The sequence below is a fragment of the Inquilinus limosus DSM 16000 genome (genome assembly GCF_000423185.1).
Classification (GTDB): domain Bacteria; phylum Pseudomonadota; class Alphaproteobacteria; order DSM-16000; family Inquilinaceae; genus Inquilinus; species Inquilinus limosus.
Genome location: NZ_KE383985.1, coordinates 387448 through 411936 on the forward strand (window position 1 = coordinate 387448; position 24489 = coordinate 411936).

Here is a 24489-nt window from a genome sequence, read left to right on the forward strand (position 1 = left end):
AAGGGCGGCGGGATGCCGCTTGCGAGAAATTAAATAGCGCACAATTTAATGGCACGACATGACGATGCCGCATGCCGCCTGCGCGAAATTAAATGGTGCGCAACCTATCCGGTTGACCCATTGTGTCGGGTCGATTGTCTATCCCCTTCGGGGAAGCCGCCATGCCCGATGCCGATCCCGCCCCGACCCTCGCCGACCAGGTCTGCTTCGCCGTCTACTCCACGGCGCATGCCTTCAACCGGATGTACAAGCCGGTCCTCGAGCGGATCGGCCTGACCTATCCGCAATACCTCGTCATGCTGGTGCTGTGGGAGCGGGACGGCCTGGCGGTGAAGGAGATCGGCGAGCGGCTGTTCCTCGATTCCGGCACGCTGACGCCGCTCTTGAAGCGGCTCGAGGCGGCCGGGCTGGTCGAACGCCGCCGCAGCGCCGCCGACGAGCGCGTGGTCAACATCCATCTGACGCCCGCGGGCCAGACGCTGCGGGCGGAGGCGGCCCGGGTGTTCGAGCGGATCGGCTGCGCCACCGGCCTGACGCCGGAGGCGGCGGTGGCGCTCAGGCAGTCGCTGCAGACTCTGCGCGACACCCTGCACGCCGCCGCCGAGGCTGCGTAAAGCCGTCTCAGCCCTTGCGGCCGGTGTCGGTCGACGGGTCGAGCAGCCGGTGCAGATGCACCACGAAATAGCGCTTCTGCGCGTCGTCCACCGTCGCCGCCGCCTTGGCCCGCCAGGCGGCATAGGCTTCGGCGTAGTTCGGGAAGATGCCGACGATGTCGAGCTTCGACAGGTCGGCGAACTCCACGCTTTGCGGGTCCTTCAGGTCGCCGCCGAAGACGAGGTGCAGAAGCTGCTTGGGCTGGGTGCTGTCGGTCATTTGCGTCACTTCGTGCCGAACATGCGGTCCCCGGCGTCGCCGAGGCCCGGGAGGATATAGGCGTTCTGGTCGAGGCAGCGGTCGAGCGCCGCGGTGTAGATGCGCACATCGGGGTGCTTGGCGTGCAGGGTGCGCACGCCCTCCGGCACCGCCACCAGGGCCATGAAGCGGATCATCTCGTCCGGCACCCCGTGCCGGTTGAGGACGTCGACTGCGTGCACCGCGGAATTGCCGGTGGCCAGCATCGGGTCGACGGCGATGAAGATGCGGCCCTGCGGCTCCGGCAGCTTCACCAGATATTCGACCGGCATCTTGGTGTCGTGGTCGCGGTACAGGCCGATATGGCCCTGGCGGGCGGAGGGGATCAACTCGATCAGCCCCTCGGTCATGCCGAGGCCGGCGCGCAGGATCGACACCAGCGCCACCTTCTTGCCCAGCAGCACCGGGGCGTCCATGGCCTCCAGCGGCGTCTCGATCCGCTCGGTGGTCATCGGCAGGTCGCGGGTGATCTCGTAGCCCATCAGCAGCGAGATCTCGCGCAGCAGTCGGCGGAAGCCGTTGGTCGACCGTCCCTTGTCCCGCATGTGCGACAGCTTGTGCTGGATCAGCGGGTGGTCGAGGATGAAGAGGTTGGGGAATTCGGGCAGCGTCTTCATCGGGCCTCGGGCGCGGCGGTGTCGGCCCGACCATACAGGGCGGGACCGGCGGTTCCAAGGGCCGGCCCGCACTCGAGGGGGCGGCTTATGACCGCTCCAGCTCGAACCCTTCGTCCAGCCAGCCGGCGATGCCGCCGATCATCACCTTCACCGGCCGGCCCAGCTCGGCCAGCCGGATCGCGGCGCGGTCGGCGCCGTTGCAGTGCGGCCCGGCGCAATAGACCACGAACAGCGTGCCCTGCGGCCATTCGGCCATGCGCTCGGCCGTGATCGTCCGGTGCGGCAGGTTGATCGCGCCGGGGATATGGCCGGCGGCATAGGCCTTCGGCCCGCGCGCCTCGGCCAGCACGAAGCCGGGGGCGCCGGAGGCCAGCGCCTCGTGCACGTCGGCGCAGTCGGTCTCGAAGGCCAGCCGGGCGCGGAAATGGGCCAGCGCCTCGGCGGAAGGGGCGGCGGGAACGGCGGTGACGGGGTTGCTCATGGTCGGTCTCCGTGTGACGCGGACCGCACTCTGCCCGGGCCGCACGTCCGCAGCCATTGGCGCGGATGACAGGGATCGGGCAGATCTTGCCAATCGATGTAGGGGCTTCCGGCGGTCAGCCCAAAACCCGTCATCGCGAGGCGCGAAGCGCCCCCTTTAGTTTAGAGGGGCGATCCAGGGTCCGTGCCGCTGGATCGCCACGCCCCTGCGGGGCTCACGATGACGTGTCGGTCAGGGCCGGAAGAAGCTGTGGCCGCCGATGGTGGCGAGATAGGCCTCCGGCGTGGCCCAAGCCGGGGCGGCGACGCGGGCCGGGGCGTAGAAATGGGTGGCGCCGCCGGTCGGGTCGGTGAAGATGCCGGCCATCATGTGCAGCGCCACCGACCAGGCGATGCGGAACCGGGCGGCGTCGCGGATGGTCAGGTCGCCGGTGGTCCACGGGAACTGTCCGCGGTCGCCGATCACGCTGCAGATGGTCTTGGGATAGGCTGGGTGGCGCAGCCGGTTCAGCACCACCTGCGCCACCGCCAGTTGGCCCAGACGGGTCTCGCCCCGGGCCTCGAAATACACGGCATAGGCCAGGCACCGGGCCTGGCGCAGCACCACGGGCCGCAGCCGCGCGTCAGACAGCCGCAGACGGGCCACGATCAGGCGGCGGATCCGATCGGGGCCGGCGGCGGACGGGGCGGAGGGAGGGATGGGCTGGGCGGCGGCGGCCGGGATGTCCGGGCGGCTCGGGATCAGGCTGCCGGGGGACGGGTCGGACGGCATGATCCAGCCCTCGCCCAGCTCCTGGGCGTGCAGCCCCGGCACCGGGCACAGCAGCAGCACCGCCGCCAGCAGCGGCGCCAGGCGGAAGGGGCGGCGCATCAGGGCGGCGGAAACAGCGGCAGCTGGACCGCGCCGTCGGGGCCGCTCAGCGTCACCGACCCGGCCTCGATCCGGTCGATACGCCAGCCCGACAGGTCGTCGCCCGTGCGGGCGGTCACGATCTCGCCGGTGTCGTCGCGGCGCAGCAGCGCCACGGTGCTGTCGCCGGCCAGGATCACGCCCTGCAGCGTCACCGAAGGCGGCGGCGCGGCCGCGGGTGGTGGAGGGGGCGGTGCCTCGGCCGGCGGCGGCTGCGGCTGCGGGCCGCGGCGGGTCGGGCTGAACAGCGGCCGCGCCACCGTCTCGGTCAGGGCCGACAGCTCCGGCGCGGTCGGGACCGCGCGCGGTTCCGCGGCCGGACCCTCCGGCGGCAGCGCCGCCTGGGCGCCGCCGGCGCGGGCCGCCGCCGGCACCGCGGCCGGACCCTCCGGCTCCAGCAGGTAGGAGACGCCGATCGCGAGCGGGCCCAGCACGACCAGCAGCCGGGTCAGGGGGTGCCAGGCCATCTCAGCTGCCCTCCGGCCGGCGCATCACGCCGTAGACATCGACCGAGACCAGCAGCTCCGGATCCTCCTCGCCCTTGGTCGATTCGGTGCGGATCGAAAAGCCCGGGATGAACAGGGGCGGCGCCCCCGTCTCGAAGGCGTGCAGGATGTTGCGCAGCGCCTCGATCCGGGCGCCGAAGCTGGCCCGCAGCCCGACCCGGCTGTAGCCGCCGGACTCCTCGACCGGCGGCAGCACCGTCATGCTGTCGATCCGCCCGCCCTGTTCGGTGACGATGCCCGACACCAGCTGCTGCAGCGTCGCGCCGGCGATCGCCGGGCTGGCGCCCTGCAGCGCCGGCGTCTCGCCGCCCGCCGCTGCGACCAGGTCGGCCTTGCGCGCCTCCAGCCGGTCGCGGGTCATCGACAGCCGCGCCAGCAGCGCCAGCTCCTGCCGCAGGCCGGCGGCGGTGTCGTCGGCGTCGCGGATGGCGACCGCCCCGGCGGCGAAGCCGGCGCCGATGCCCAGCAGCAGAAGCAGCAGCAGGCCGACGGCGACCAGGCGGCGGGCGGCGGGGCTGAGGTCTATCGTCATGGCTGCGGCCCCCCGACCGTGACCAGCGTCGCGCTGACGACGAAGCGCTCCTGGCCGCGCTCCGGGTCGCGCACGCTCGGCGCGGCGAAGGCGACGGAGTCCAGCTGCGGCAGCGCCGACAGCACCGGGATCAGCCCGGCGGCATCGTCGGCGAAGCCGCCGAGCCGCAGCGTGCCCTGCTCCAGCGACAGCTCGGTCAGCCAGGCGCCGTCGGGCAGGGCCCGGCTGACGGTCTCGATCAAGGCCGAGACATAGGGCGTGGCGCGGCGCTGGGCGCCGAGATAGGAGCCGGCCTCCTCCAGCGCCCGGATCTCCGCCTGCAGGGCGCTGGCCGGCGCGGTCGCCGCCCGGGCCTCGGCCACCTGGCCGCGCAGCTCCGACACCGTCGCCCAATGCGCCGCGACGGTCCAGATCAGCCACGCCGCCGCGATCGCGGCCGGGGCGCCGAGGCCGAGCCCGCCGAGCCAGGCCAGCCGGCGCAGCGCCCGGCGGCGCTCGGACTCGAGATCGTGGCGCAGATCCGGGCCCGGCGGGGCCGCAGGGTCCTCGCCGGCCAGGTCGACCACGTCCGGGCTCCAGCCGGCGGCGTCGGCCGCCTGCACCGCGGCCTCGACCTGCTCCCGCGGCACCGCCGTCAGCTCGACCGCGATGCCGGCGCCGTCGCCGGGCTGGGCCAGACGGCGGGCGCCGAAGGCGACGCTGCCGGCGGGCCACGGGGTCAGGCGGTCGATCTCGAAGCGCAGCACCCGGCCCAGCGCCGCCTCGGCCTCGCGCGGCAGCACGATCCGGCGGCGCAGCCCGGCTTCGGCCGGGAAGCGCAGGACCACCTCGGCGCCCCGCCGGCGGGGGCCGCCGGCGGGGATATGGGCAAGCGGCACGTCGCGCAGCACCCGGCGGCCGCGGCTTTCGATCAGCCTCGGGCCGTCCTCCCGCCACAGCAGGATCAGCCGGCGCCGGCGCAGGATCGGGCGGTGCAGCCAGCGGTCCGGCACCAGGCCGGCCAGCTCGCGCCCCCACCAGCGCAGGAACGTCGCCGCGCGATGCAGCATGCCGCCGATCATAGCTGCGGGTCCTCCCTCTCGGGCCGGCCGAAGCCGGCCTCCCGCCAGTCCAGCACACGATAGAAGCTCTGCGCGTCCGCGGCGACCCAGATCACCGCCTCGACCCGGCCGCGCGCACCACGGGCGGTCGCGGCCTCGACGGTGATGCTGTAGATGGGCCCGGCGGTGCCGCGCAGCCGTTCGGCGAGGTCCCGCGGCAGCAGCGAGGCCAGCCGCTCCGGCGTCGGCGGCGGGCGCTGCTGCCGGGCCCGCACCACCGCCTCGGCCTGGGCGCGGGTGACGCCGGGCAGGGCCTGCAGCACCACCGGATCGGCGGCGAAGGGGTTGATCCCGGCCGCCGGCGACAGGACGGTGACATGCGGCATCAGCGCGTCGGCCAGGGCCCGGCCGATGCCGGGAACCCGGCGCAGCTCCTCGGCCGACTGGAACGGGCGGACCAGCCTGGCCGGGTCGTCAGGATTGGCCGGATCGGGCTGGGTCGGGGGCCGCGGCGGGGCGTTCGGGGCCTGGCCGGCCGGTTCCGTCCCGGGCGCCCGGCCGGCGGCGGCCTGGTCGCCGCCACGCCGCCGCAGGATCGCCTCGGCCAGGCGCTGCGCCGATTCTGGCGTGCCCAGCACCACTGCGATCAACCGCTGCAGCGTCTCGGCATCGGCCCGGTTCAGGTCGATGCGCCCGGCCTCGTCGCGGATGCGCACGACGATGCGGTCGTCCCCGATCTCGGCGGGGTAGGGCGTGCCGTCGGCGCGCCAGCCGCGATCGTCGTCGGCCGTGCCCAGGCCCAGCACCGCCAGCTCGACCCCGCCGCGCAGCAGCGCCCGCAGCCGGATCTCCTCGGCGCCGTTGGCGGCGACCCGGGCCTCGGTCCGGCTGCTCAGGCTGAAGCCGATGGTCAGCATCGCCAGCATCACCAGCGTCCACAGCACCACCACCAGGGCGATGCCGCGCTCGTTGTGGCAAGGGTCAGCCGGCCTTGGCATCGCGCTGTCCCGTCAGGCTGCAGAAATCGTCCGTGCCCGCGGCGGGCGGGGCGGCGGAGGCACCGGCGGCACCCGAGGACTCGGCCGCGGCCTGCGTGCCCTCCTGCGGCTGCGATGGAGGTTGCTGCCGTTGCGGCGGCTGACGGGCCTGCGGCCCGGCCGGCGCGTTCTGTCCCGCCGGCGCGTTCGGCTGCTGCGCGTCCGGGCCGTTCGTCGCCGTCGACGTGATGGTGCGGACGCAGGCGGCCTCCAGCTCGACCGGCAGCGGCACCGTGATGTCGGGCCACACCGCCTGTCCGGCCGCGTCCCGGCTGCGCAGCCGGATCAGCAGCGGCGGCGCCTCCCGGTCCGGCCAGGGCGAGACCCAACGCGGCCGCGGCTCGCCGGGCACCGTGCCGAAATAGTCGAAGGTCAGGTGCGCCGCGCCGCGGGCCAGGACCAGGTCGTCGGTCCGCTTCGCCTCGGCGAAGCCGTTCAGCCGCGGGTCGAAGCCGGCGCGGGCATAGCGCAGGGTCGACCGGCCCGGCTCCACCTCGACAGTGAACATGGCGATGGCCAGGCCGGGGTCGCCGGGGAAGCCCGGATCGACGACGACCATGGCCACGCGGTCGGCCTCGCCGCGGAAGGCGACCGCGGGCTTGGCGCCGGGCTGGCCCTGCCAGGTCAGGCGCCGGGCGGCCGCCGCCTCGCGCCGCAGCGTCGACTGCACCAGCGCGAGCGTCTCCGCCGCCTCCGCCGCCCGGGCGCCGCGGTCCCAGCCGGCGGTGACGAAGCGCAGCCCGCCGGTCAGCAGCACCATGATCAGCGCCAGCACGACCATGGCGATGATGGTCTCGAGCAGGGTGAAGCCCCGCTCGCTGTCGGACCCGGCGATCATTGTTGCACCGCCACCAGGGCCAGGGTGGTCATCTCGAAGCGCCGGCCGGCGGCGCCCTCGACGGCGATGCGCAGCCGGGCGAGCTGGACCCGGCGGCCGCCCAGGGCCACCGTCCGGCGCGGCGCCTCGGCCCAGCGGTCGGCCACGATCCGCCAGCGATAGCCGTCGTCGGTCTCGCCGGACAGGGTGTCGCCCGGCCGCAGCGGCCGGGCCGCGGTGTCCAGCTGCGCCGCCAGCCCCTCGGCGACGATGGCGGCGCGCTGCAGCCCGTCGGCTCGGGCCATGCCGGTCAGCCCGGTGCCGTAGATCCGGAAGATGACGGTCAGGATCAGCCCCAGCAGGGTCAGGGCGACCACCACCTCGATCAGGGTGAAGCCGCGTTCACGCCCCGCCATCGTCGGCCTCCTGGACGCGGACCCGGCCGGTCAGCCAGTTGACCTCGACCCGGTAGGTCCGGCCCTGGCCGGCCAGGCGGACGGTGCCGCCGGTGGACCGGCCGTCGGGCAGGAAGCGGATGCCCGGCCGGCCGTCGCGGTCGGCGGCGATCGCCGCGCTGGTGACGTCGACCGCGATGCCGTCGCCGATGCGGTGGCGCAGCGGCGCCCCGACCGGGCCGAAGCTGCGGCCGATCGGGTCGATCACCACGCCCTGCGGGCCGTCGCGCAGGATCGCGTCGCTGCGCGCCTGGCGCAGCTCCGACGCCAGCGTCGCCACGGTGCGCTTCAGCGAGGCCTGGGCCGAGCCGCGCGCCAGCATCGGCGGCACCAGGGCCGCCACGGTGGCGAGCACGACCAGGACCACCAGCAGCTCCAGCAGGGTGAAGCCGCGGCAGTCCCGCCTCCGGGCGCGGTCACCAGCTGGTGATGTCGGCGTCATCGCCGCTGCCGCCCTCCCGGTTGTCGGCGCCGAGCGAATAGAGGTCGAAGGCCCCGTGCTGCCCCGGCGCCCGGTAGCTGTAGGCGTTGCCCCAGGGGTCCTGCGGCAGCGCGTTGCTGCGCAGATAGGGGCCGTTCCAGCCGCGCACCCCGCCCGGATTGGCCAGGAGGGCCTTCAGCCCCTGGGCGGTGGTCGGATAGCCGCCGACATCGATGGCGTAGAGGTCGAGCGCGGATTTGAAGTTCTCGATCTGCAGCCGCGCCGAATCCGCTCGGGCGCCGCCGAGATAGGCCAGCACCCGCGGCCCCACCAGCCCGGCCAGCAGGCCAAGGATGACGAGCACGACCAGCAGCTCGATCAGGGTGAAGCCGGCCTGGCGGCGACGGCGGGCGGCGGCGGGCGTGTCGGTCTGGGTCTGCATCGGGGTGTGGGGCATGGTCTCTCAGAAGGCGAGGTCGTTGATGCTGATGACGGCGAGGAGGATCGACATGACGATGCCGCCCACGGCCAGGCCGAGGAGGATGATCAGGGCCGGCTCGACCAGAGTGACCAGCCGCTTGATCGCGGCCTCCAGCTTGCGCTCATAGGCCTCGGCGATATGCGCCGAGGTCACGTCGATCCGCCCGGTTTCCTCGCCGACCCGCAGCATCTGCACGGCCAGCGGCGGGAACAGGCCGGTCTCGGCCAGCGGATCGGCCAGGCCGCGGCCTTGTCGCACGCCGGTGATGACGGTTTCCATCGCGGCGCCGACGGCGCCGTTCGGGATCACGTCGCGCGACAGGGCGATGGCCGAGGGCAGGTCGACGCCGTTGCCGACCAGGGTCGACAGGGTGCGGCAGAACCGGGCGGTCGCCAGGGTGCGCACCATCGGCCCGGCCAGCGGCAGGCGCAGCGCCGCGCGGTCCCAGGCCAGGCGCGGCCCGGGCATGGCCAGCAGGCGGCGCGCCGCGACCACCGCGGCAACGGCGCCGAGGCCGACCATCCAGCCGTAGTCCTGGCAGAAGCGGCCGATGGCGATGACGATCGCGGTCGGCGTCGGCAGGGCCGCGCCGGCATCCTTGAAGATGGTCTCGAACTGCGGCACCACGAAGGTCAGCAGCAGGAACACCGAGGCCAGCGACACGATGATCAGGATCACCGGGTACAGCATGGCCGAGACCACCATCTCGCGCGTCTTCTCGCCGCGCTCGCGCAGGTCGGCCAGCCGCTCCAGCACCACGTCGAGCGAGCCGGAGCTCTCGCCGGCGCGGACCATGTTGACGTAGAGCCGCGGGAACACCGTCCCCTGCTCCTCCAGCGCCGTGCTCAGGCTGGCGCCGGCCCGCACCCGCGCCAGCACCTGGGCGGCCAGGCCGGCGACCGGGCCGGCGCCGGCGCCCTCGGACAGCGTCATCAGCGCCTGCTCCAGCGGCTGGCCGGCGGCCACCAGGATCGCCAGCTCGCGCGTCATCTGGGTGATGTCGCCGGGCTTCGGCCCGCGGCGGCGGCCGAAGCCGGATCCGCTGCTGCGCCCCGCCTGCATCCGCACCGGCGCCACGGACAGCGGCAGGATGCCCGTCGCCTCCAGCTTCGCCGTCAGGCTGGCCTCGTCCGCCGCCTCGGCGCGGCCTTCCACCACCGCGCCGCTGCCGTCGATCGCCTTGTATGCGAAGACCGGCACGGCCCTACCACTCCTCGGTGACGCGGTGGACCTCGTCCAGCGTGGTCAGCCCGGCCAGGCATTTGTGCAGCCCGTCCTCGTACATGGTGACCATGCCGGCCTTCCGCGCCGCCTGGGTCAGCGCGGCGGTGGAGATGCGGTCGCGCAGCAGCTCGCGGATCGAATCGTCCGGGGCGAAATACTCGAAGATGCCGATCCGCCCGGTGTAGCCGAGATCGTCGCAGGCGCTGCAGCCGACCGCCTGGTACAGCTGCGGCGTCGCCGTCGCCAGCGGCCGGGCCGCGGCGGCCCGCTCCGCCAGCCAGTCCGGGGTGTCGACGGGGCGGCGGCAGTCCGGGCACAGCCGCCGCACCAGGCGCTGGCCGATCACCCCGCCGATGGTCGAGGTCAGGAGATAGCCGTCGACGCCCATGTCCAGCAGCCGATTGATCGCGCCGGTGGCGCTGTTGGTGTGCAGCGTCGACAGCACCAGATGGCCGGTCAGCGCGGCATGGACGGCGATGTCGGCGGTCTCGTGGTCGCGGATCTCGCCGACCATGATCACGTCCGGGTCGTGGCGCATGAAGGACCGCAGCGCCCGGGCGAAGTCGAGGCCGATCTGGGGGCGGACGTTGATCTGGCTGATGCCCTTGATCTGGTATTCGACCGGGTCCTCGACAGTCAGGATCTTGCGGCTCGGCTGGTTCAGGATGCGCAAAGCGCCGTACAGCGTCGTGGTCTTGCCGCTGCCGGTCGGGCCGGTGACCAAGAGGATGCCGTGCGGCCGGGCCAGCTGCTTCATCAGCGCCGCCTCGACCTCCGGCGCGAAGCCGATCGCGGACAGGGCGATGTCCATCCCCGCCGTGTCCAGGAGGCGGATGACGACGTTCTCGCCGTGCAGGGTGGGGACGGTGGCGACGCGCATGTCCATGCTGCGGCCGCCGACCGAGAAGCGGGCGCGGCCGTCCTGTGGCAGCCGCCGTTCGGCGATGTCCAGCTTCGCCAGGATCTTGATCCGGCTGACCAGCGCCGGGGCCAGCCGCACCGGCGGGGCCTTCATCTCACGCAGCAGGCCGTGGATGCGGTAGCGGACCTTCACCTCGTCCCGGAAGCACTCGATATGGATGTCCGAAGCGTGCATCCGGATCGCGTCGCTGAAGATCTGGTTGACCAGGCGGATGACCGGCGCCTCCTGCGCCAGATCGCGCAGATGCTGCACGTCGGGGTCGCCGGCCGCCTCCTCCGGCTCGCCGCCGATGTCGTCGACGATCCGCTCGACCGCCGAACGGCCGCTGTCGAAATAGCGGGCGAAGGCCTCGTCCAGGTCGTCGGACGCGGCGACGCAGGGCCGGACCGGCCGGCGCGTCGCCAGCTCCACCGCCCGGCGGGCATAGGCGTCGCCGGGATCCGCCATGGCCAGGACCACCCCGTCCTCGGCCTCGGCCAGCGGCAGCACCCTGGACTCGCGCAGGAAACGGGGCGACAGCCGGCCGTCGAACAGGGGCGCGGGCGGAAAGGCGTCGGGGCCGACCAGCGGCACCCCGTGCTGCAGCGACAGGGCCAGCGCCTGGTCGCGGCCGGACACCAGGCCCAGCTTGGACAGCAGCGCCGGCACGCCGTCGCCCGAATTCTCCTGCAGGCGCGACACCCGCGCCCGGTCCTCGGGGCCCAGCTTCCCGAGCTCGACGAGAATATCCAGGAGCGGTTTCACATTGCCCTTCCGGTGCCGGCCCCCAAGCGCGGCCCGCCGCGCACCCCCATCATCGCCGGGCGGCGGGCGAGCGGCAATCTCGGCCGTGGCAGGACTGCGGTCAAACGAAATGTTTTTGTCTTATCAGGGGGTTATCAACTCGATTTCAATAAAACTTAACAAGAATGCAACAATTTCGCTTCGAATCGGGGCCGATTGCTCTTGGCTCTTGTCGAGCCGGAGCCGGTCGGTTATGGCTCGGCGTCGCTGCGGGGGGATGGCTTCAGTGGCTTTCAGGGCGTTTTCCTTCAGGATCCTTGGGGTTCCGCTGCTGCTCGCGCTGATGTCCTGCGGGCAGCAGGGCCAGGATCGCCAGCCCTCGATGTTCGACGACCTGGCCAACCGCTCCCTCGCCGCGCCGGCCGATGCCCGCGCGCGCTCGAACGTCGTCGCCTCGGCCGGCCGGACCCAGCCGGTGCGCCAAGCCCAGGTCTATCCGGGGATCGACGCGACCCCGGGCGAGCCGGCTCCGATCGGGTCCCCGATCCAGGCGCAGCCCGGCGGCTATCAGGTCAATTTCAACAACGCCGATCTGCCCCAGGTGGTGCAGGCGGTGCTGGGCGACCTGCTGCACCAGCCCTACACCATCGACCCGCGGGTCACCGGCACGGTGACGCTGGCGACCCAGGGGCCGATCAAGCCCAACGACCTGATCGCGATGCTGGAGACGGTGCTGCGCGCCAGCGGCGCCGCGCTGGTGCAGGACGACCGGGCCGGCTACCGGGTCGTGCCGCTGGGCGAGGCGGTGTCCGGCCGCACCTTCGTGCAGCTCGGCACCGACCCGAAGCCGCTGCCCGCCGGCTACGGCATCACCATCATCCCGCTGCGCAACGTCTCGGCCGAGACCATCGGGCCCCTGATCGCCCCGGCGACCAATCCGGACCTGGTGCGCATCGACCCGACCCGGAACATGGTGCTGATCTCCGGCACCAGCCCCGACCGCTCGGCGCTGGCCGCCACCGTGCAGTCCTTCGACGTCGACTGGCTGCGCGGCATGTCGTCGGGCATCTTCCCGCTGCAGCAGGCGCAGCCCGAGGCGGTGATCAGGGAGCTGAGCGCCGTGTTCGGCGGCGCCCCCGAACGCGGCCCGCTGAAAGGGATGATCAACTTCCTGCCGGTGGAGCGGCTCAACGCCGTGCTGGTGGTCTCGTCCCGCGCCGACAAGCTCAACGAGGCCGGCCGCTGGATCAGGCGGCTGGACCAGGGCGATTCCGACGAGGAGCGGGTCTACGTCTACATGGTGCAGAACGGCACCGCGGCGAACATGGCGCGGGTGCTGGGCCAGGCCTTCGGCAAGGTCGACGAGGCCGGCGCCTCGCCCTTCGAGGACGAGCTCGGCTCGGATGTCGCCCGTGGGCTCGGCCTGTCCACCAGCAGCAGCGGCACCGACCAGGCCAACGCCGCCGGCGCGGCCGGGACCACCGGCGCCAACGGCCAGGCCGCCTCCGGGCAGCCGGGCACGGGCACCTCGTCGCAATTCGCGCCGATCGACTTCAACGCCCAGCAGAAGGAAGGCGACGCCTCGATCCTTGGCCTGGCCGGCGCCCAGGCCGGCCGGGCGGCGGTGTTCAAGCTGGACCGGCTGGGCGAGGTGCGGGTGGTGCCGGACCGGGACAAGAACGCGCTGCTGATCCGCGCCCGGCCGGCGGCGTTCCGGCTGATCGAATCGGCGCTGCGCGCGATCGACGCCAGCCCGATGCAGGTGGTGATCGAGGCGACGATCGCCGAGGTGACGCTGAACGACCGGCTGCAATACGGCGTCGAATATTTCTTCGAGACGGGCAGCGGCTTCGGCGGTGTCGGCAGCATCGGCGCTTCCCTCAACACGGGGGGCGCCACCAATTTCACGCGGCCGGATGGCGGCTTGAATTGGCTGGTGGCCAGCGGCAACGCCCGTATTTTCATCAACGCGCTGTCGAGCGTCACCGAGGTCCAGGTGCTCGCGACCCCGACCCTTGCGGTGCTGAACAACCAGACCGCGCGGCTGCAGGTCGGCGACCAGGTGCCGGTGCGGACGCAGCAGAGCCAGTCGACCGACAACCCCGACGCGCCGGTGGTCAGCAATATCGAATACAAGGACACCGGGGTGATCCTGAAGGTGACGCCGCGGATCAATTCCAACGGCGACGTCAGCATGGACGTGCAGCAGGAGGTCTCGAGCATCGTCGAAGGCGCCCCCTCGTCCGAGGAGGATGCCCTGGCGCCGACGATCTCGACCCGCCGCATCGGCTCGATCGTCTCGGTCGCCAACGGTCAGACCGTGGTGCTGGGCGGGCTGATCCAGGACAACCAGCAGAACGGGCGCAGCGGCGTGCCGGTGCTGAAGGACATCCCGGTGCTCGGCAACCTGTTCTCCTCCACCAGCAACCGCCGCGACCGGACCGAGCTGGTCATCTTCATCACCCCGCGGGTGATCCGCAACGCCGCCGACGCGGCCGCCATCGCGGAGGAGCTGCGGTCGCGCATGGAGGCGCTGCGGCCGCGTGGCACCACCCGGTCGCCGCGCCAGCTGTGACCGCCGCGGCCAGGGCGTGACCCCGATCCAGATCGCGCTGGTCGCCGTTTCGCCGATCGTCGGCAGCTTTCTCGCCGCCGCGGCGCACCGCCTGCCGGACGATGTGCGCGGCCTGCTGGTCGGCCGTTCCCGCTGCGACCGCTGCCTGCATCCGCTGGCGCTGCGCGACCTGGTGCCGGTGCTCAGCTGGATCGGCCTCGGCGGCCGCTGCCGCCATTGCGGCGGCCCGATCGACCGCACGCATCCGGTGATCGAGCTGGCGGCGATCGGCATCGCCCTCCTCTCCGTCCTGGTCGGCGACCCCACCCTGGCGCCCGGCACCTGCCTGCTCGGCTGGTGGCTGCTGCTGCTCGGCGCCATCGACCGCCGTATCGGCCTGCTGCCGGACATGCTGACCCTGCCGCTGATCCTGGCCGGGCTGCTGGCGGCGCTGGCCGAGCCGGGCGGCCCGCCGCTGGCGGACCGGGCGATCGGCGCGGCCGCCGGCTATCTGCTGTTCGCCGGCGTCGCCTCCGCCTATCGCCGGCTGCGCGGCAAGGACGGACTCGGCCTCGGCGACGCCAAGCTGCTCGCCGCCGGCGGCGCCTGGCTCGGCTGGCAGGCGCTGCCCTGGGTGATCCTGATCGGCGCCGGCGTGGCGCTGCTGGCCGTGCTCGTCTTCGCCCGCGGGCCGGTGGCACGGGACACGGCCATCGCCTTCGGCCCCTGGCTCGCCCTCGGCATCTGGCTGATGCGGCTGGTCGGGCCCCTTTAGGGGCGGATGTCGATCGCGTCCTCCAGCCTGGCGATCTCGAAATCCGAGATCAGCACGTCGATCCGCACGGTCCAGCGACCCGGCACAGGGATCACCAGCCCCTCGATCCGCCAGGTGCCGTCGCCGGCCTTCGCCGCCTTGCGCCGGATCGGCTCGATCCCGGCGGCGGGGTTGGCCAGCACCAACGTCACCTCCTGCGCGTCCAGCGGCCCGAAATCGCCGGTCATCACCACGATCGCGGCCGTGACGGGCCCGGCCCGGCCGGGGGTGACGGTCAGGTCGGCCATCGCCGGGGCGGTGTGGATGTGGATCGAGGCCGGGCGGGCCGCGGCCTCGGCCAGGGCGCGCGGCGGCGGGGTGAAGCGCCAGGCGGCGGCCGCGGCGAAGATCGCCAGCACCAGCACGGTCTCGGCCGCGACCGAACGGACCAGGCGTCGCGTCGCCGGCCCGTTCCCGGCCCCGGCCGGTTCGGTCAGGCGCCAGCGGTTCAGCCCGGCCAGGCCGAACAGGGCCAGCAGCAGCGCCAGCTTGACCAGGAAGACGCAGCCATAGGCGGTGGTCCACAGCGCGTTGACGTGGCCGAGCTGGACCACGGCCAGCAGGATGCCGGCTACCGCCAGCGGCAGGACGGCGAAGGGGATCAGGGCGGAGAAGCGGCGCAGCGCCGCCGCGGCGCCCGGCCCGCCGGCGCGCAGATGCAGGCCCAGCGGCAGCAGCGCCCCGGCCCAGAGGGCGATGCAGACCGCATGCAGGAACACCGCCGGCCGGGTCAGGACCTGCGGCGCGGCGGCGCCGGCATGGCCGCTCGCGGCCAGCGCCGTCCCGGCCGCGGCCAGCGCCAGCAGCGCCGCCAGGCCGGAGATCCAGCCCCGCCGCGGAGCCAGCGCCGCCAGGCCCAGTGCCAGGGCCAGGGTGGCGAGGGCGGCGGTGGTGCCGAAGCTGGTGCCCCAGCCGGCGGCCCAGACGACGCGCTGCCCGAGGCCCGACAGCGGCGCCTCCAGCGCGTCCAGCCCCTGCAGCCCGACCGACAGCGGCGCCGCCGCCAGCCCCAGCAGCATCAGCGCGGCGGCGGTGCGGCCGGCGCCGCGCGGCAAGGGGGCGATCGCGGCGCGGAACGCCGCGGCGCCGACGCCGAGGAACAGCGCGGCGTACAAGGCGATCCGGGCCAGCCAGATGGCGGTGCGGACCGCCGGATCCGCCATATCCGCCGCCTCGGGCGGTGGCCCGGCGCCGGGCGCCCCGATCGAGAACACGACCGACCCGCCGACCGGATGCCCGTCCTCCGAGACGACGCGCCAGCTCAGCACATGCGTGCCGGTGCCAAGGCCGGGCGGCGCCGCGACCACCAGCGTCGCATCCTCCAGCCGCGCTTGGTCCAGCGTGACGGTGGTGCCGTCCGGCCGGATCAGCCGCAGCACCAGGGGCGACACCGGCTCGTTGAAGGTCAGGCGGAATCCGTCCGGCGCCGCCGCCAGCACCGCATTCTCCGCCGGCTCGGCCCGCAGCAGCGAGGCATGGGCCCAGGCCGCCTGCGGAGCGAGGAGGATGAGGAGAAGGGCGAGAAGGACGGCTCGTAGGTTGGGTTCGCGGCGAGCGAACCCAACATGGTCACCGTCCGTCGCGACGGCCCGGTGTTGGGTTCGCGGACGCGAACCCAACCTACGCATCCAGGACACCATCACTTCTTCGGCAGCAGCTTCAGGCCCGGCGCCGGGGTCTCGTAGTCGTCGGCGTCCTTGCCCACGGCCGGGATCTCGATCCAGCGCTCGACTCCCGTCTCGCATTCCTGGACCACCGGGAAATACAGATGCGCGCCCGGCTGCAGCCCGGCGGTCAGATAGGCGCGCAGCACAAACTCGTCGTAGAACTCGTCCGGCAGCCTGCCGCCGCTCCACACCACCTCCTTCACCCCCTCGCTGGTCGGGGTGCCGTAATAGTCGTAGGAAGCGGCGTACTTGCCTTTCACCGTCTCCAGCGTCCAGCCGGGCTTCGGCATCGGCTTGACCGCGATCACCCCTTCCGGGATCTGGACGCGGATCTTCACGGTGGGCGAGCCCTCGCAGCCATGCGGCACGCGGAACACCGCCTTATAGGTGGCGCCGACCGGCGCCTCCTGCGTCTCCAGCGTGACATGGGCGATGGCCGGGGCGGCGGCGAAGGCCAGCGCCAGCGCCGGCAGAATGGATTTCAGCATGGTTGGTCTCCGGATCGCCGGCCGGGCCGGCGACGGGTTGAAACGGAAGGGGATCAGGTGCCGGCGATCAGGCGGCGCAGCGCGGCCATCCGCTCCGGCTCGGGCGTGCCGTAGGCGATGAGCTCGGTGAAGCGGCCCTCGGCGTCCATCAGGTACACCATGGCCGAATGGTCCATGGTGTAGTCGCCGTCGCTGGTCGGCACGCGGCGCCAGTACACCCGGTAGGATTTGGCAACGGCCGCGATCTCCTCCGGGCTGCCGGTCAGCCCGACGATGCGGCGGTCGAAGGACTGCAGGTACTGCTGCAGCATATCCGGCCGGTCGCGCTCCGGGTCGACGGTGATGAACAGCACGCGCAGCCGGTCGGCGTCGGGGCCCAGGGCCTGAAGCGCCTGCGACATCTCCCACAGCGTCGTCGGGCAGATCTCCGGGCAATGGGTGAAGCCGAAGAACACGGCGAAGGGCCGGCCCTTCAGGTCGGCGTCGCTCAGCGTCGCGCCGGTCTGGTCGGTCAGCCGGAACGGGCCGCCCGGCAGCGCCCCGGACACGAGCGGCCGGGCCGCCGGGTCCTTCGGATAGAGCAGCAGGAGGCCGGCCGCCCCGATCAGGATGGCGGCGAGGGCGAGCGCCACCGGCACCAGGATTCGGGCGCGCATCTCAATGCCCCGCTCCGGGACCCGGCGCGGTCGCGCCGATCGGCTCGACGTCGAAGCTGACATCGACGGTGCCGGCCTTCTCGAAGGTCATCGTGCCGGCGAAGCTCTCGCCCGCCTTCAGCGGCCGCTTCAGCTCCAGGAACATCAGGTGATAGCCGCCGGGTGCCAGCGCGGCGGAACCGTTGGCCGGCACGGCGAGGCCGCCTTCGACCGGCCGCATGGTCATGACGCCGTCCTTCATGCCCATCTCGTGGATCTCGACCCGGCCGGCGATCTCGGCCGTGACCGAGACCAGCCGGTCCGGCTCGGACCCGTCGTTGCGGATCTCGGCATAGCCGCCGCCGACCTTCGCGGCGGGCGGCGTGGCCCGGGCCCAGGGATGGACCACCTCGATCGGGCCCGACTTGAACTCATGCGCGGCGGCCGCGCCGATGGCCGGCAGGGCCAGGGCGGCGCCGAGGACGGCAAGGCGCAGGCGCGCCATCACGGACAGGGACATCGGATTGCTCCAGGCTGGACCGGGCGGCGCGTCTCGGGCGCCCTGCTCCGGTCGTGAACCGTCAAGGACCCGCCGGCGGCGGGCCCGGCTGGATCAGGCCTGGGCGGGGGGAGGGGCTCTCGGATTGGCCGGCGACCGCTGCGGCGCGGCCGCGACCGGTGCCGCGGGCAGGGGGGCGGGCTCGGTCGTGCCTGCCAGATGCGGCACCAGCAGCGCCGCGACGACCGTCGGGACCGGATAGCCGCCGAACATGCTGCAGCCGGTGGTGCAGCAATCGGGCAGATGCGGATGCTGGGCCGGCTGGTCGGGACGGGCGGGCCCGGCGCCGTCGTCGGTCCGGCAGAGGGCCGAGAGCGGGTCGAAGGCCGCGGGCGCGGCGCTGGCGCCGATGGCGAGGCCGCCGAGGATGGCCTGGACGAACAGCAGATAGGCCGCGCCCAGCGCGACCCACGATGCCCGTCTCCGTGCCCATCTCAGGCGCATGGCCTGCGCTCCCCCTTCGACCCGGCCGGGATATCACGGCCGCGGCCGGGCGCAAACCCGGCCGGTCTGCGACATGGTGCCCGGATCACCCCTTGAAGCTGCGTGCCAAGGCGTCGGCATTGCGCGCCAGCAGGCCGAGATCGGTGCCGACCGCGACGAAGCGGTAGCCCCAGTCGATGTAGCGCCGGGCCTCGGCCTCGACCGAGGTCAGGATGCCGGCCGGCTTGCCGATCGCGGCCAGCCGCCGCACCGCGTCCTCGATCGCGGTCTGCACCTCCGGGTGCTGGGAGTTGCCGATATGGCCCAACGAGGCCGACAGGTCGGACGGGCCGATGAACACCCCGTCGACGCCCTCCACCGACGCGATCTCCTCGATCCGCGCCAGCGCCTCGCCGGTCTCGACCTGGACCAGCACGCAGATCTCGGCATCGGCCGTCTTCAGGTAGCCGGGCACCCGGCCGTAGCGGCTGCCGCGGCCGCTGGCGGTGATGCCGCGGATGCCGGCGGGCGGGTAGCGGCAGGCGGCCACGGCGCGGCGCGCCTCCTCGGCAGTCTGGACGAAGGGGATCAGCAGCGCCTGGGCGCCGATGTCGAGGATGCGCTTGATCAGCACCGGGTCGTTCCAGGCCGGCCGCACCACGGGCGTGGCGGTGCCGCGCGCCGCCGCCTGCAGCTGCGACAGCAGGCCCGGCAGCTCGTTCGGCGAATGCTCGGTGTCGAACAGGATCCAGTCGAAGCCGCTGTCGGCGACGATCTCGGCGACGATGTTGCTGCACAGGCTGCTCCACAGCCCGATCTGGGTCTGCCCCGCGGCCAGCGCCGCCTTGAACCGGTTCCGGTCGAGTTCCATCGGTCTGTCTTCCGCTCCTGTCAGCCTGCCCGTCGCACCCGGCAGCCGCGGATGGCGGCCGGGCTGCCTTCGAACTCCACCCGGCCCTGCGCCGCCAGCTGCCGCAGCCGCCAGAAGACGAATGCGTCGGTGGCGAAGAAGCCGGTAATCGTGCCCATCGGCTGGCCGATGATACGGGCCGCCGGCTGCCAGTCGGGGCCGACCGCCGCCAGGATCTCTCCGTCATGCGCGTCGATCGGATGGGTGGTGATGGTGCCGTCCTGGTGATGGCGCAGCCCGCCGCCGTCGGCCCGAAGGCTCTCCCAGTCCGTGGCCAGCCTGGCCTTGCGGTCGGGCGCGACCGGCCGGGCCACGGCGCCGGGGACATCCTCGGGCGGCAGCATCGCGACGGCCGTCATGTCGCGGCGCCTGGCCTCGGGCAGCAATTCAGCACCGACCGCCACCTCCTCGACCGCCGTCGCCGCGTCGCGCAGGGCCCACAGCACCCGGCGCAGCATCAGCTGCTCGGCCGCGCCGGTGCCGTGCCAGATCACGATTTTCGATGCCGCCTCCGGCAGGCGCCGCAATACCGCCGACTCGGCCGCCAGCTGGTCGGCCAGCGCTCCTCCGCCGGCCTCGATCGCCGTGCGATTCTCGTCGGTCAGCAGCGCGCGCCAGAAGGCGGCGCGGGCGTCGGGACTTTCGTCGTCGACATCGCCGAGCGGGCCGACGGCCAGGTCGTCGCGCAGGGTCAGAATCGCCGAATCGGGCAGGCCGAGGCCGGCGCGGATCACTCCGGCGGCGCTGTCGCCGCAGCACAGATGCAGCACGGGAACGGCCATCGCGAGTCCCTCCGGATCGGACCCGGACTATAGCAACCCGACGCGGCCGGGACAGGGGCGCTAGGATCGCACCGATTCGGTCTCGCCCGCGGGCTCCGCAGCCGGCGGCCTGGGCAGCAGGACAACGCCCAGCGCCGCAGCCAGGGCGGCGAAGCAGGCCCCGGCCAGGAAGGCCGCCTGATAGCCGCCGACCAGCGCCGCCGGCTGGTCGGCGCCGGCCGCCAGCAGCCCGCCGGTGCGCGACGCCGCCAGGCTGGCCAGGACGGCCAGGCCCAGCGCCCCGCCCATCATGAAGGCGGTGTTGACCATGCCGGAGGCGAGGCCGGAATCGGTCGGTGCCACCTCGCTCATCGCCGCCAGCAGCACCGGGTTCAGCGCCATGCCGCAGCCGAGGCCGAGCAGCAGCATGCCGGGCAGCACATGCAGGGCGAAGCGGCCCTCCACCGGGGCCCAGGCGAACAGCGCCAGCCCGGCCGCGGCCAGCAGCAGCCCGATCACGATCGGGATGCGGATGCCGAAGCGCATCACCAGCCGGGCGGAGAGGCCGAGCGAGAAGGCCGCCATGATCAGGTTGGCCGGCAGGAAGGCGAGGCCGACCTCCATCGGGCCGTAGCCCAGCACCTGCTGCATGTAGAGGGCCGACAGGAAGAACCAGGCGAACATGGCGGCGGCCCACAGCATGCCGATGATGCTGGCGACGGCCAGGCTGCGCCGGCGGAACAGGCCGAGCGGCATCAGGGGCACGGCCACCCGGGTCTCGATCGCCAGGAACGCCACCAGCAGGACGACGGCCGCGGCCAGCAGGCCGAGCGTCCGGGTGGAGGTCCAGCCCGCCTCGTTGCCGTTCACGATGGCATAGACCGCCAGCATCATCGCCGCGGTCACGGTCACCGCCCCGGCGATGTCGAGATGCCGGGCCGCCTCGTTGCGGCCGCCCGCCGGCAGCAGGATCAGCGACAGGGCAAAGACGGCGGCGCCGATCGGCAGGTTGATCAGGAAGATCCAGTGCCAGCTCAGCCAGCCGGTCAGCAGGCCGCCCAGCAGCACGCCGATGCTGCCGCCGCCGGCGGCGACGAAGCCGTAGACGCCCATCGCCCTGGCCCGGTCCCCGGGCTCGGTGAACAGGTCCATGATCAGCGACAGGGCGACGGCGGAGACGACGGCACCGCCCAGCCCCTGCACCGCCCGGGCCGCGACCAGGAAGCCCTGGCCGCCGGCCAGGCCGCAGGCCAGCGACGCCAGGGTGAACAAGGCCAAGCCGATCAGGAACAGCCGGCGGTGGCCGAACAGGTCGCCCAGCCGGCCGCCCAGCAGCAGGAAGCCGCCGAAGGTCAGCATGTAGCCGTTCACCACCCAGGCGAGGGTCGAGTCGTTGAAGCCGAGATCGGCCTTGATCGAGGGCAGCGCCACGTTCACGACGGTCGTGTCCAGCACGATCATCAGCACGCCGAGGCACAGCACGGTCAGGGCCCACCAGCGCCCGTCGCGATTCGCCGGCCCATGGGACGCGGCAGGGCGTTCCGTCATGGCGTTCCCCCTTCAGAGCCGTTCTGTCGGCTGATGCCCCGCCTTGCTGCACGGGGCCGGGCCGCCGGATCGGCGGCCTATTTGTTAACTCCATAGTTGAGTATCATGCCTCGATGGGGCGAGGCAAGGCACCCATCCGTCGAAGGGCGGGCAAGCCCGTCCGCCGGCGGTTTTGACCTCGACCCTGGCGGCGGGGTAGAAGCAGCGCCTTTCCTGTCCACTACCGGTCCGGTCCGTCGATGATCTCCATCAGCCAGCGTATCGCCGACGAGCTCTCCGTCCGCGAGGCCCAGGTCGCGGCGGCGGTCGAGCTGCTCGACGGCGGCGCGACCGTCCCCTTCATCGCCCGCTACCGCAAGGAGGCGACGGGCGGGCTGGACGACGCGCAGCTGCGCACGCTGGACGAAAGGCTGCGCTATCTGCGCGAGCTGGAGGAGCGGCGGAAGACGATCCTCGACAGCATCGCCGAGCAGGGCAAGCTGGACGACGCGCTGCGCGCCCAGATCGAGGCGGCGGAGACCAAGGCCCGGCTCGAGGACATCTACCTGCCGTACAAGCCGAAGCGGCGGACCAAGGCGCAGATCGCGCGCGAGGCGGGGTTGGAGCCCCTGGCCGACGACCTCCTGGCGCATCCGGAGCGCGATCCGCAGCAGGCCGCCGCCGCCTTCATCGATGCCGAGAAGGGCGTGGCCGATGTCGCCGCGGCGCTGGACGGCGCCCGTTCGATCCTGGTCGAGCGCTTCGGCGAGGATGCCGACCTGATCGGTGCCCTGCGCGAGGAGGCGTGGACCCGCGGCCGGCTGGTGTCGAAGGTGCGCGAGGGCAAGGAGCAGGCGGGCGCCAAGTTCTCCGACTACTTCGACTACGCCGAATCGCTGACCAAGCTGCCCTCGCACCGCATCCTGGCCCTGTTCCGGGGCGAGAAGGAGGAGGTGCTGTCGTTGACCCTCGAGCCCGAGGAGGCGCCGGCCGACTCGGCCGACCGCAAGGCCCCAGGCCTGTACGAGCAGCGCATCGCCCGCCGCTTCGGCATCGCCGACCAGGGCCGGCCGGGCGACGCCTGGCTGGCCGAGACGGTGCGCTGGGCCTGGCGCACCAAGATCCTGGTCCATCTCGACATCGACCTCCGGCTGCGCCTGTGGCAGACGGCGGAGGAGGAGGCGGTGAAGATCTTCGCCGGCAATCTGCGCGACCTGCTGCTGGCGGCGCCGGCCGGCACCCGCGCCACCATGGGGCTGGACCCCGGCTACCGCACCGGGGTGAAGGTCGCCGTGGTCGACGCCACCGGCAAGGTCGTGGCCACCACCGCGATCTATCCGCACGAGCCGCAGAAGCGCTGGGACGAATCGATCGCCACCCTGGCCGAGCTGGCCAAGACCCACGCGGTCGAGCTGGTCGCGATCGGCAACGGCACGGCGTCGCGCGAGACCGACAAGCTGGCCGCCGAGCTGATCAAGCGGCACCCGGAGCTGAAGCTGACCAAGGCGGTGGTGTCGGAGGCCGGGGCCTCGGTCTATTCCGCCTCGGCCTATGCCTCGCAGGAGCTGCCGGAGCTCGACGTGTCGCTGCGCGGCGCGGTGTCGATCGCCCGCCGGCTGCAGGACCCGCTGGCGGAGCTGGTGAAGATCGACCCGAAATCGATCGGCGTCGGCCAGTACCAGCACGATGTCAGCGAGACCAAGCTGTCGCGCTCGCTCGACGCCGTGGTCGAGGACTGCGTGAACGCGGTCGGCGTCGACCTCAACACCGCCTCGGCGCCGCTCTTGGCCCGGGTCTCCGGCGTCGGCGAGGGGCTGGCGCAGAACATCGTGCAGCATCGCGACGCCAACGGCCCGTTCCGCAGCCGGACGGCGCTGAAGGACGTGCCGCGGCTCGGGCCCAAGGCGTTCGAGCAATGCGCCGGTTTCCTGCGCATCCCGAACGGCGACGACCCGCTCGACGCCTCCGGCGTGCACCCCGAGGCCTATCCGGTGGTGCGCCGGATCATCGAGGCGACCGGCGGCGAGATCAAGGCGCTGATCGGCGACACCGCGACCCTGCGCGGGCTGGAGCCGGAGCGCTTCACCGACGACACCTTCGGCGTGCCGACGGTGACCGACATCCTACGCGAGCTGGAGAAGCCCGGCCGCGACCCGCGCCCGGCCTTCAAGACCGCCAGCTTCAAGGATGGGGTGGAGAAGCTGACCGACCTGCAGCCCGGCATGGTGCTGGAAGGCGTGGTCACCAATGTCGCCGCCTTCGGCGCCTTCGTCGACATCGGCGTGCACCAGGACGGGCTGGTGCACATCTCGGCCATGTCGAAGAGCTTCGTGAAAGACCCGCGCACCGTCGCCAAGCCGGGCGACGTGGTGAAGGTCAAGGTGCTGGAGGTGGACGTGCAGAGGAAGCGCATCGGCCTGACCATGCGCCTCGACGATGACGGCCAGTCGCGCCCGCCGCGCCGCGAGAACGGCGCCCCCGGCGGCCGGAACGACGGCCGTCCGCGGCACCAGCCACAGGGCCGTCGGGAATCCGGGCCGCAGCGTCCGCACCAGGCGAAGCCGCAGCCCCACCAGCACCAGCAGAAGCCGCGCGCCCCGGCGCCGGCGCCGGAGCCGGACGGCGCCATGGCCGAAGCCTTGCGCCGCGCCGGGCTGGTGACGGGGAAACGAGGCTAGCGGGGCGTCCCGCTGACGCCTTCCGGTCATGTCGCATACCTCTCCCGCCGGACGCGGGAGAGGTCGGAGGCGCTTGCGCCTCCGGGTGAGCAACCGTGTTTGGAGGGGTCAGTTTTGGAGAGCGATCCAGGGCTTGTGATCTCTGAGCATGGCGTTGAGGCGGGTGAGGAGCTTTCTGGCGATGGCCAGGAGAGCGAGCTTGGGGGCTTTGCCTCTGGCCCGGAGACGGCTGTAGCAGGCGGCGAGGTCAGAGGAGGAGCGGGTGGCGGAGAGAGCGGCGAGGTAGAGCAGGTTGCGGGGTTCGCGGCGGCCGCCGCGGATGTGGCGTTTGCCGAGCCAAGCGCCGCTCTCTCGGGGATAGGGGGCGGTGCCGGTGATGGCGGCGAGGGCTTTGCG

At 72.9% G+C, this 24489-nt stretch carries 27 protein-coding genes; 4 read left to right on the forward strand and 23 right to left on the reverse strand.

The genetic code is table 11. From position 1 onward, the window contains the following. Positions 1-161: 161 nt before the first annotated feature. Positions 162-614, forward strand: coding sequence for a MarR family winged helix-turn-helix transcriptional regulator (locus tag G537_RS0131515; RefSeq protein WP_026873429.1), 453 nt, complete (start codon positions 162-164; stop codon positions 612-614). 7 nt (positions 615-621) lie between these two features. Here G537_RS0131515 and G537_RS0131520 read toward each other — a convergent pair whose 3' ends face one another. The 14 genes from G537_RS0131520 to G537_RS0131585 form a co-directional block, all read right to left on the reverse strand. Further along, positions 622-873 carry a DUF4170 domain-containing protein gene (locus G537_RS0131520; protein WP_026873430.1) on the reverse strand — a complete coding sequence of 84 codons (252 nt, stop codon included), beginning with the start codon at positions 871-873 and terminating at the stop codon, positions 622-624. Positions 874-878: 5 nt separating this feature from the next. After that, positions 879-1529 carry a uracil phosphoribosyltransferase gene (gene upp / locus G537_RS0131525; protein WP_026873431.1) on the reverse strand — a complete coding sequence of 217 codons (651 nt, stop codon included), beginning with the start codon at positions 1527-1529 and terminating at the stop codon, positions 879-881. Positions 1530-1614: 85 nt separating this feature from the next. Beyond that, positions 1615-2010, reverse strand: a complete 396-nt coding sequence (locus tag G537_RS0131530; RefSeq protein WP_026873432.1) for a rhodanese-like domain-containing protein — start codon at positions 2008-2010, stop codon at positions 1615-1617. Between the two features lie 231 nt (positions 2011-2241). Beyond that, complete coding sequence (locus G537_RS42570; RefSeq protein ID WP_051249366.1) at positions 2242-2880, reverse strand: cell wall hydrolase; 639 nt, start codon at positions 2878-2880, stop codon at positions 2242-2244. Next, positions 2880-3386, reverse strand: a complete 507-nt coding sequence (locus G537_RS42575; protein ID WP_051249367.1) for a hypothetical protein — start codon at positions 3384-3386, stop codon at positions 2880-2882. The genes G537_RS42570 and G537_RS42575 overlap by 1 nt, the downstream gene beginning before the upstream one ends. Position 3387: 1 nt before the next feature. Further along, positions 3388-3957, reverse strand: coding sequence for a type II secretion system protein GspM (gspM, locus tag G537_RS0131545; protein WP_026873433.1), 570 nt, complete (start codon positions 3955-3957; stop codon positions 3388-3390). Then, positions 3954-5006, reverse strand: a complete 1053-nt coding sequence (locus G537_RS0131550; RefSeq protein WP_155888866.1) for a PilN domain-containing protein — start codon at positions 5004-5006, stop codon at positions 3954-3956. Before G537_RS0131550 ends, gspM begins: the two co-directional genes overlap by 4 nt. Before the next feature lie 8 nt (positions 5007-5014). Further along, positions 5015-5995 carry a type II secretion system minor pseudopilin gene (locus G537_RS0131555; protein ID WP_026873435.1) on the reverse strand — a complete coding sequence of 327 codons (981 nt, stop codon included), beginning with the start codon at positions 5993-5995 and terminating at the stop codon, positions 5015-5017. Continuing rightward, entirely contained in the window at positions 5979-6872 is an 894-nt protein-coding gene (locus tag G537_RS0131560) for a prepilin-type N-terminal cleavage/methylation domain-containing protein (RefSeq protein ID WP_026873436.1), read from the reverse strand. Before G537_RS0131560 ends, G537_RS0131555 begins: the two co-directional genes overlap by 17 nt. Then, on the reverse strand, positions 6869-7267 hold the full coding sequence (locus G537_RS42580) for a type IV pilus modification PilV family protein (protein WP_051249368.1): 399 nt from the start codon (positions 7265-7267) through the stop codon (positions 6869-6871). The genes G537_RS0131560 and G537_RS42580 overlap by 4 nt, the downstream gene beginning before the upstream one ends. After that, the gene (locus tag G537_RS44835; RefSeq protein WP_026873437.1) at positions 7254-7748 is read right to left on the reverse strand and encodes a GspH/FimT family protein; all 495 of its coding nucleotides are present in this window, start codon (positions 7746-7748) and stop codon (positions 7254-7256) included. Before G537_RS44835 ends, G537_RS42580 begins: the two co-directional genes overlap by 14 nt. Further along, positions 7723-8184, reverse strand: coding sequence for a type II secretion system major pseudopilin GspG (gene gspG, locus G537_RS0131575; protein ID WP_245579178.1), 462 nt, complete (start codon positions 8182-8184; stop codon positions 7723-7725). Before gspG ends, G537_RS44835 begins: the two co-directional genes overlap by 26 nt. A 6-nt stretch (positions 8185-8190) precedes the next feature. Further along, entirely contained in the window at positions 8191-9408 is a 1218-nt protein-coding gene (locus G537_RS0131580; RefSeq protein ID WP_026873439.1) for a type II secretion system F family protein, read from the reverse strand. 4 nt (positions 9409-9412) lie between these two features. Next, positions 9413-11098: a GspE/PulE family protein gene (locus tag G537_RS0131585; protein ID WP_026873440.1), complete on the reverse strand. Its 1686-nt coding sequence runs from the start codon at positions 11096-11098 to the stop codon at positions 9413-9415. A 361-nt stretch (positions 11099-11459) separates the two neighbouring features. Between G537_RS0131585 and gspD the strand changes: the two genes are divergently transcribed. Next, positions 11460-13652 carry a type II secretion system secretin GspD gene (gspD, locus tag G537_RS41075; RefSeq protein ID WP_155888867.1) on the forward strand — a complete coding sequence of 731 codons (2193 nt, stop codon included), beginning with the start codon at positions 11460-11462 and terminating at the stop codon, positions 13650-13652. Continuing rightward, the gene (locus G537_RS41080) at positions 13621-14406 is read left to right on the forward strand and encodes a prepilin peptidase (protein WP_245579179.1); all 786 of its coding nucleotides are present in this window, start codon (positions 13621-13623) and stop codon (positions 14404-14406) included. The genes gspD and G537_RS41080 overlap by 32 nt, the downstream gene beginning before the upstream one ends. On the opposite strand, the gene G537_RS0131600 is transcribed toward G537_RS41080, so the two are convergent. From G537_RS0131600 to G537_RS0131635, 8 genes are all read right to left on the reverse strand, one after another. After that, entirely contained in the window at positions 14403-16190 is a 1788-nt protein-coding gene (locus tag G537_RS0131600) for a copper resistance CopC/CopD family protein (RefSeq protein WP_342665245.1), read from the reverse strand. The genes G537_RS41080 and G537_RS0131600 overlap by 4 nt on opposite strands. Continuing rightward, positions 16085-16600 (reverse strand): YcnI family copper-binding membrane protein, encoded by a 516-nt coding sequence (locus G537_RS0131605; RefSeq protein WP_026873442.1) that lies wholly within the window; start codon positions 16598-16600, stop codon positions 16085-16087. Before G537_RS0131605 ends, G537_RS0131600 begins: the two co-directional genes overlap by 106 nt. 53 nt (positions 16601-16653) lie before the next feature. Further along, positions 16654-17256, reverse strand: coding sequence for an SCO family protein (locus G537_RS0131610; RefSeq protein WP_026873443.1), 603 nt, complete (start codon positions 17254-17256; stop codon positions 16654-16656). Between the two features lies 1 nt (position 17257). Further along, complete coding sequence (locus tag G537_RS41085) at positions 17258-17755, reverse strand: copper chaperone PCu(A)C (RefSeq protein ID WP_034853572.1); 498 nt, start codon at positions 17753-17755, stop codon at positions 17258-17260. Between the two features lie 93 nt (positions 17756-17848). Continuing rightward, positions 17849-18238, reverse strand: a complete 390-nt coding sequence (locus tag G537_RS41090) for a DUF2946 family protein (RefSeq protein ID WP_051249371.1) — start codon at positions 18236-18238, stop codon at positions 17849-17851. Between the two features lie 85 nt (positions 18239-18323). Then, the gene (locus G537_RS0131625) at positions 18324-19088 is read right to left on the reverse strand and encodes an aldolase/citrate lyase family protein (RefSeq protein ID WP_026873444.1); all 765 of its coding nucleotides are present in this window, start codon (positions 19086-19088) and stop codon (positions 18324-18326) included. Positions 19089-19108: 20 nt separating this feature from the next. Then, positions 19109-19909, reverse strand: coding sequence for a DUF1835 domain-containing protein (locus tag G537_RS0131630; protein WP_026873445.1), 801 nt, complete (start codon positions 19907-19909; stop codon positions 19109-19111). Between the two features lie 60 nt (positions 19910-19969). Then, entirely contained in the window at positions 19970-21436 is a 1467-nt protein-coding gene (locus G537_RS0131635; RefSeq protein ID WP_026873446.1) for a DHA2 family efflux MFS transporter permease subunit, read from the reverse strand. A gap of 239 nt (positions 21437-21675) precedes the next feature. Here G537_RS0131635 and G537_RS0131640 point away from each other — a divergent pair, with 239 nt between their 5' ends. Beyond that, the gene (locus G537_RS0131640; RefSeq protein WP_026873447.1) at positions 21676-24093 is read left to right on the forward strand and encodes a Tex family protein; all 2418 of its coding nucleotides are present in this window, start codon (positions 21676-21678) and stop codon (positions 24091-24093) included. 108 nt (positions 24094-24201) lie between these two features. Here G537_RS0131640 and G537_RS43270 read toward each other — a convergent pair. Next, the coding region (locus G537_RS43270; protein WP_026873448.1) for a transposase at positions 24202-24489 on the reverse strand (288 nt) is incomplete at its 5' end.

Excerpts from the sequence above, each read along its gene's own strand:
- G537_RS0131520 (WP_026873430.1), bottom strand. The coding sequence starts at position 873 with ATGACCGACAGCACCCAGCCCAAGCAGCTTCTGCACCTCGTCTTCGGC.
- G537_RS0131515 (WP_026873429.1), top strand. The coding sequence starts at position 162 with ATGCCCGATGCCGATCCCGCCCCGACCCTCGCCGACCAGGTCTGCTTC.
- G537_RS0131555 (WP_026873435.1), bottom strand. The coding sequence starts at position 5,995 with ATGCCAAGGCCGGCTGACCCTTGCCACAACGAGCGCGGCATCGCCCTG.
- G537_RS44835 (WP_026873437.1), bottom strand. The coding sequence starts at position 7,748 with ATGACGCCGACATCACCAGCTGGTGACCGCGCCCGGAGGCGGGACTGC.
- gspM (WP_026873433.1), bottom strand. The coding sequence starts at position 3,957 with ATGACGATAGACCTCAGCCCCGCCGCCCGCCGCCTGGTCGCCGTCGGC.
- G537_RS0131625 (WP_026873444.1), bottom strand. The coding sequence starts at position 19,088 with ATGGAACTCGACCGGAACCGGTTCAAGGCGGCGCTGGCCGCGGGGCAG.
- G537_RS42575 (WP_051249367.1), bottom strand. The coding sequence starts at position 3,386 with ATGGCCTGGCACCCCCTGACCCGGCTGCTGGTCGTGCTGGGCCCGCTC.
- G537_RS0131640 (WP_026873447.1), top strand. The coding sequence starts at position 21,676 with ATGATCTCCATCAGCCAGCGTATCGCCGACGAGCTCTCCGTCCGCGAG.
- G537_RS0131630 (WP_026873445.1), bottom strand. The coding sequence starts at position 19,909 with ATGGCCGTTCCCGTGCTGCATCTGTGCTGCGGCGACAGCGCCGCCGGA.
- G537_RS41090 (WP_051249371.1), bottom strand. The coding sequence starts at position 18,238 with ATGCGCCTGAGATGGGCACGGAGACGGGCATCGTGGGTCGCGCTGGGC.
- G537_RS0131530 (WP_026873432.1), bottom strand. The coding sequence starts at position 2,010 with ATGAGCAACCCCGTCACCGCCGTTCCCGCCGCCCCTTCCGCCGAGGCG.
- gspD (WP_155888867.1), top strand. The coding sequence starts at position 11,460 with ATGTTCGACGACCTGGCCAACCGCTCCCTCGCCGCGCCGGCCGATGCC.
- G537_RS0131600 (WP_342665245.1), bottom strand. The coding sequence starts at position 16,190 with ATGCGAGACGGGAGTCGAGCGCTGGATCGAGATCCCGGCCGTGGGCAA.
- G537_RS0131605 (WP_026873442.1), bottom strand. The coding sequence starts at position 16,600 with ATGCTGAAATCCATTCTGCCGGCGCTGGCGCTGGCCTTCGCCGCCGCC.
- G537_RS0131550 (WP_155888866.1), bottom strand. The coding sequence starts at position 5,006 with ATGCTGCATCGCGCGGCGACGTTCCTGCGCTGGTGGGGGCGCGAGCTG.
- gspG (WP_245579178.1), bottom strand. The coding sequence starts at position 8,184 with ATGCCCCACACCCCGATGCAGACCCAGACCGACACGCCCGCCGCCGCC.
- G537_RS0131560 (WP_026873436.1), bottom strand. The coding sequence starts at position 6,872 with ATGATCGCCGGGTCCGACAGCGAGCGGGGCTTCACCCTGCTCGAGACC.
- G537_RS0131635 (WP_026873446.1), bottom strand. The coding sequence starts at position 21,436 with ATGACGGAACGCCCTGCCGCGTCCCATGGGCCGGCGAATCGCGACGGG.
- G537_RS42580 (WP_051249368.1), bottom strand. The coding sequence starts at position 7,267 with ATGGCGGGGCGTGAACGCGGCTTCACCCTGATCGAGGTGGTGGTCGCC.
- G537_RS41085 (WP_034853572.1), bottom strand. The coding sequence starts at position 17,755 with ATGTCCCTGTCCGTGATGGCGCGCCTGCGCCTTGCCGTCCTCGGCGCC.
- G537_RS0131610 (WP_026873443.1), bottom strand. The coding sequence starts at position 17,256 with ATGCGCGCCCGAATCCTGGTGCCGGTGGCGCTCGCCCTCGCCGCCATC.
- upp (WP_026873431.1), bottom strand. The coding sequence starts at position 1,529 with ATGAAGACGCTGCCCGAATTCCCCAACCTCTTCATCCTCGACCACCCG.
- G537_RS42570 (WP_051249366.1), bottom strand. The coding sequence starts at position 2,880 with ATGCGCCGCCCCTTCCGCCTGGCGCCGCTGCTGGCGGCGGTGCTGCTG.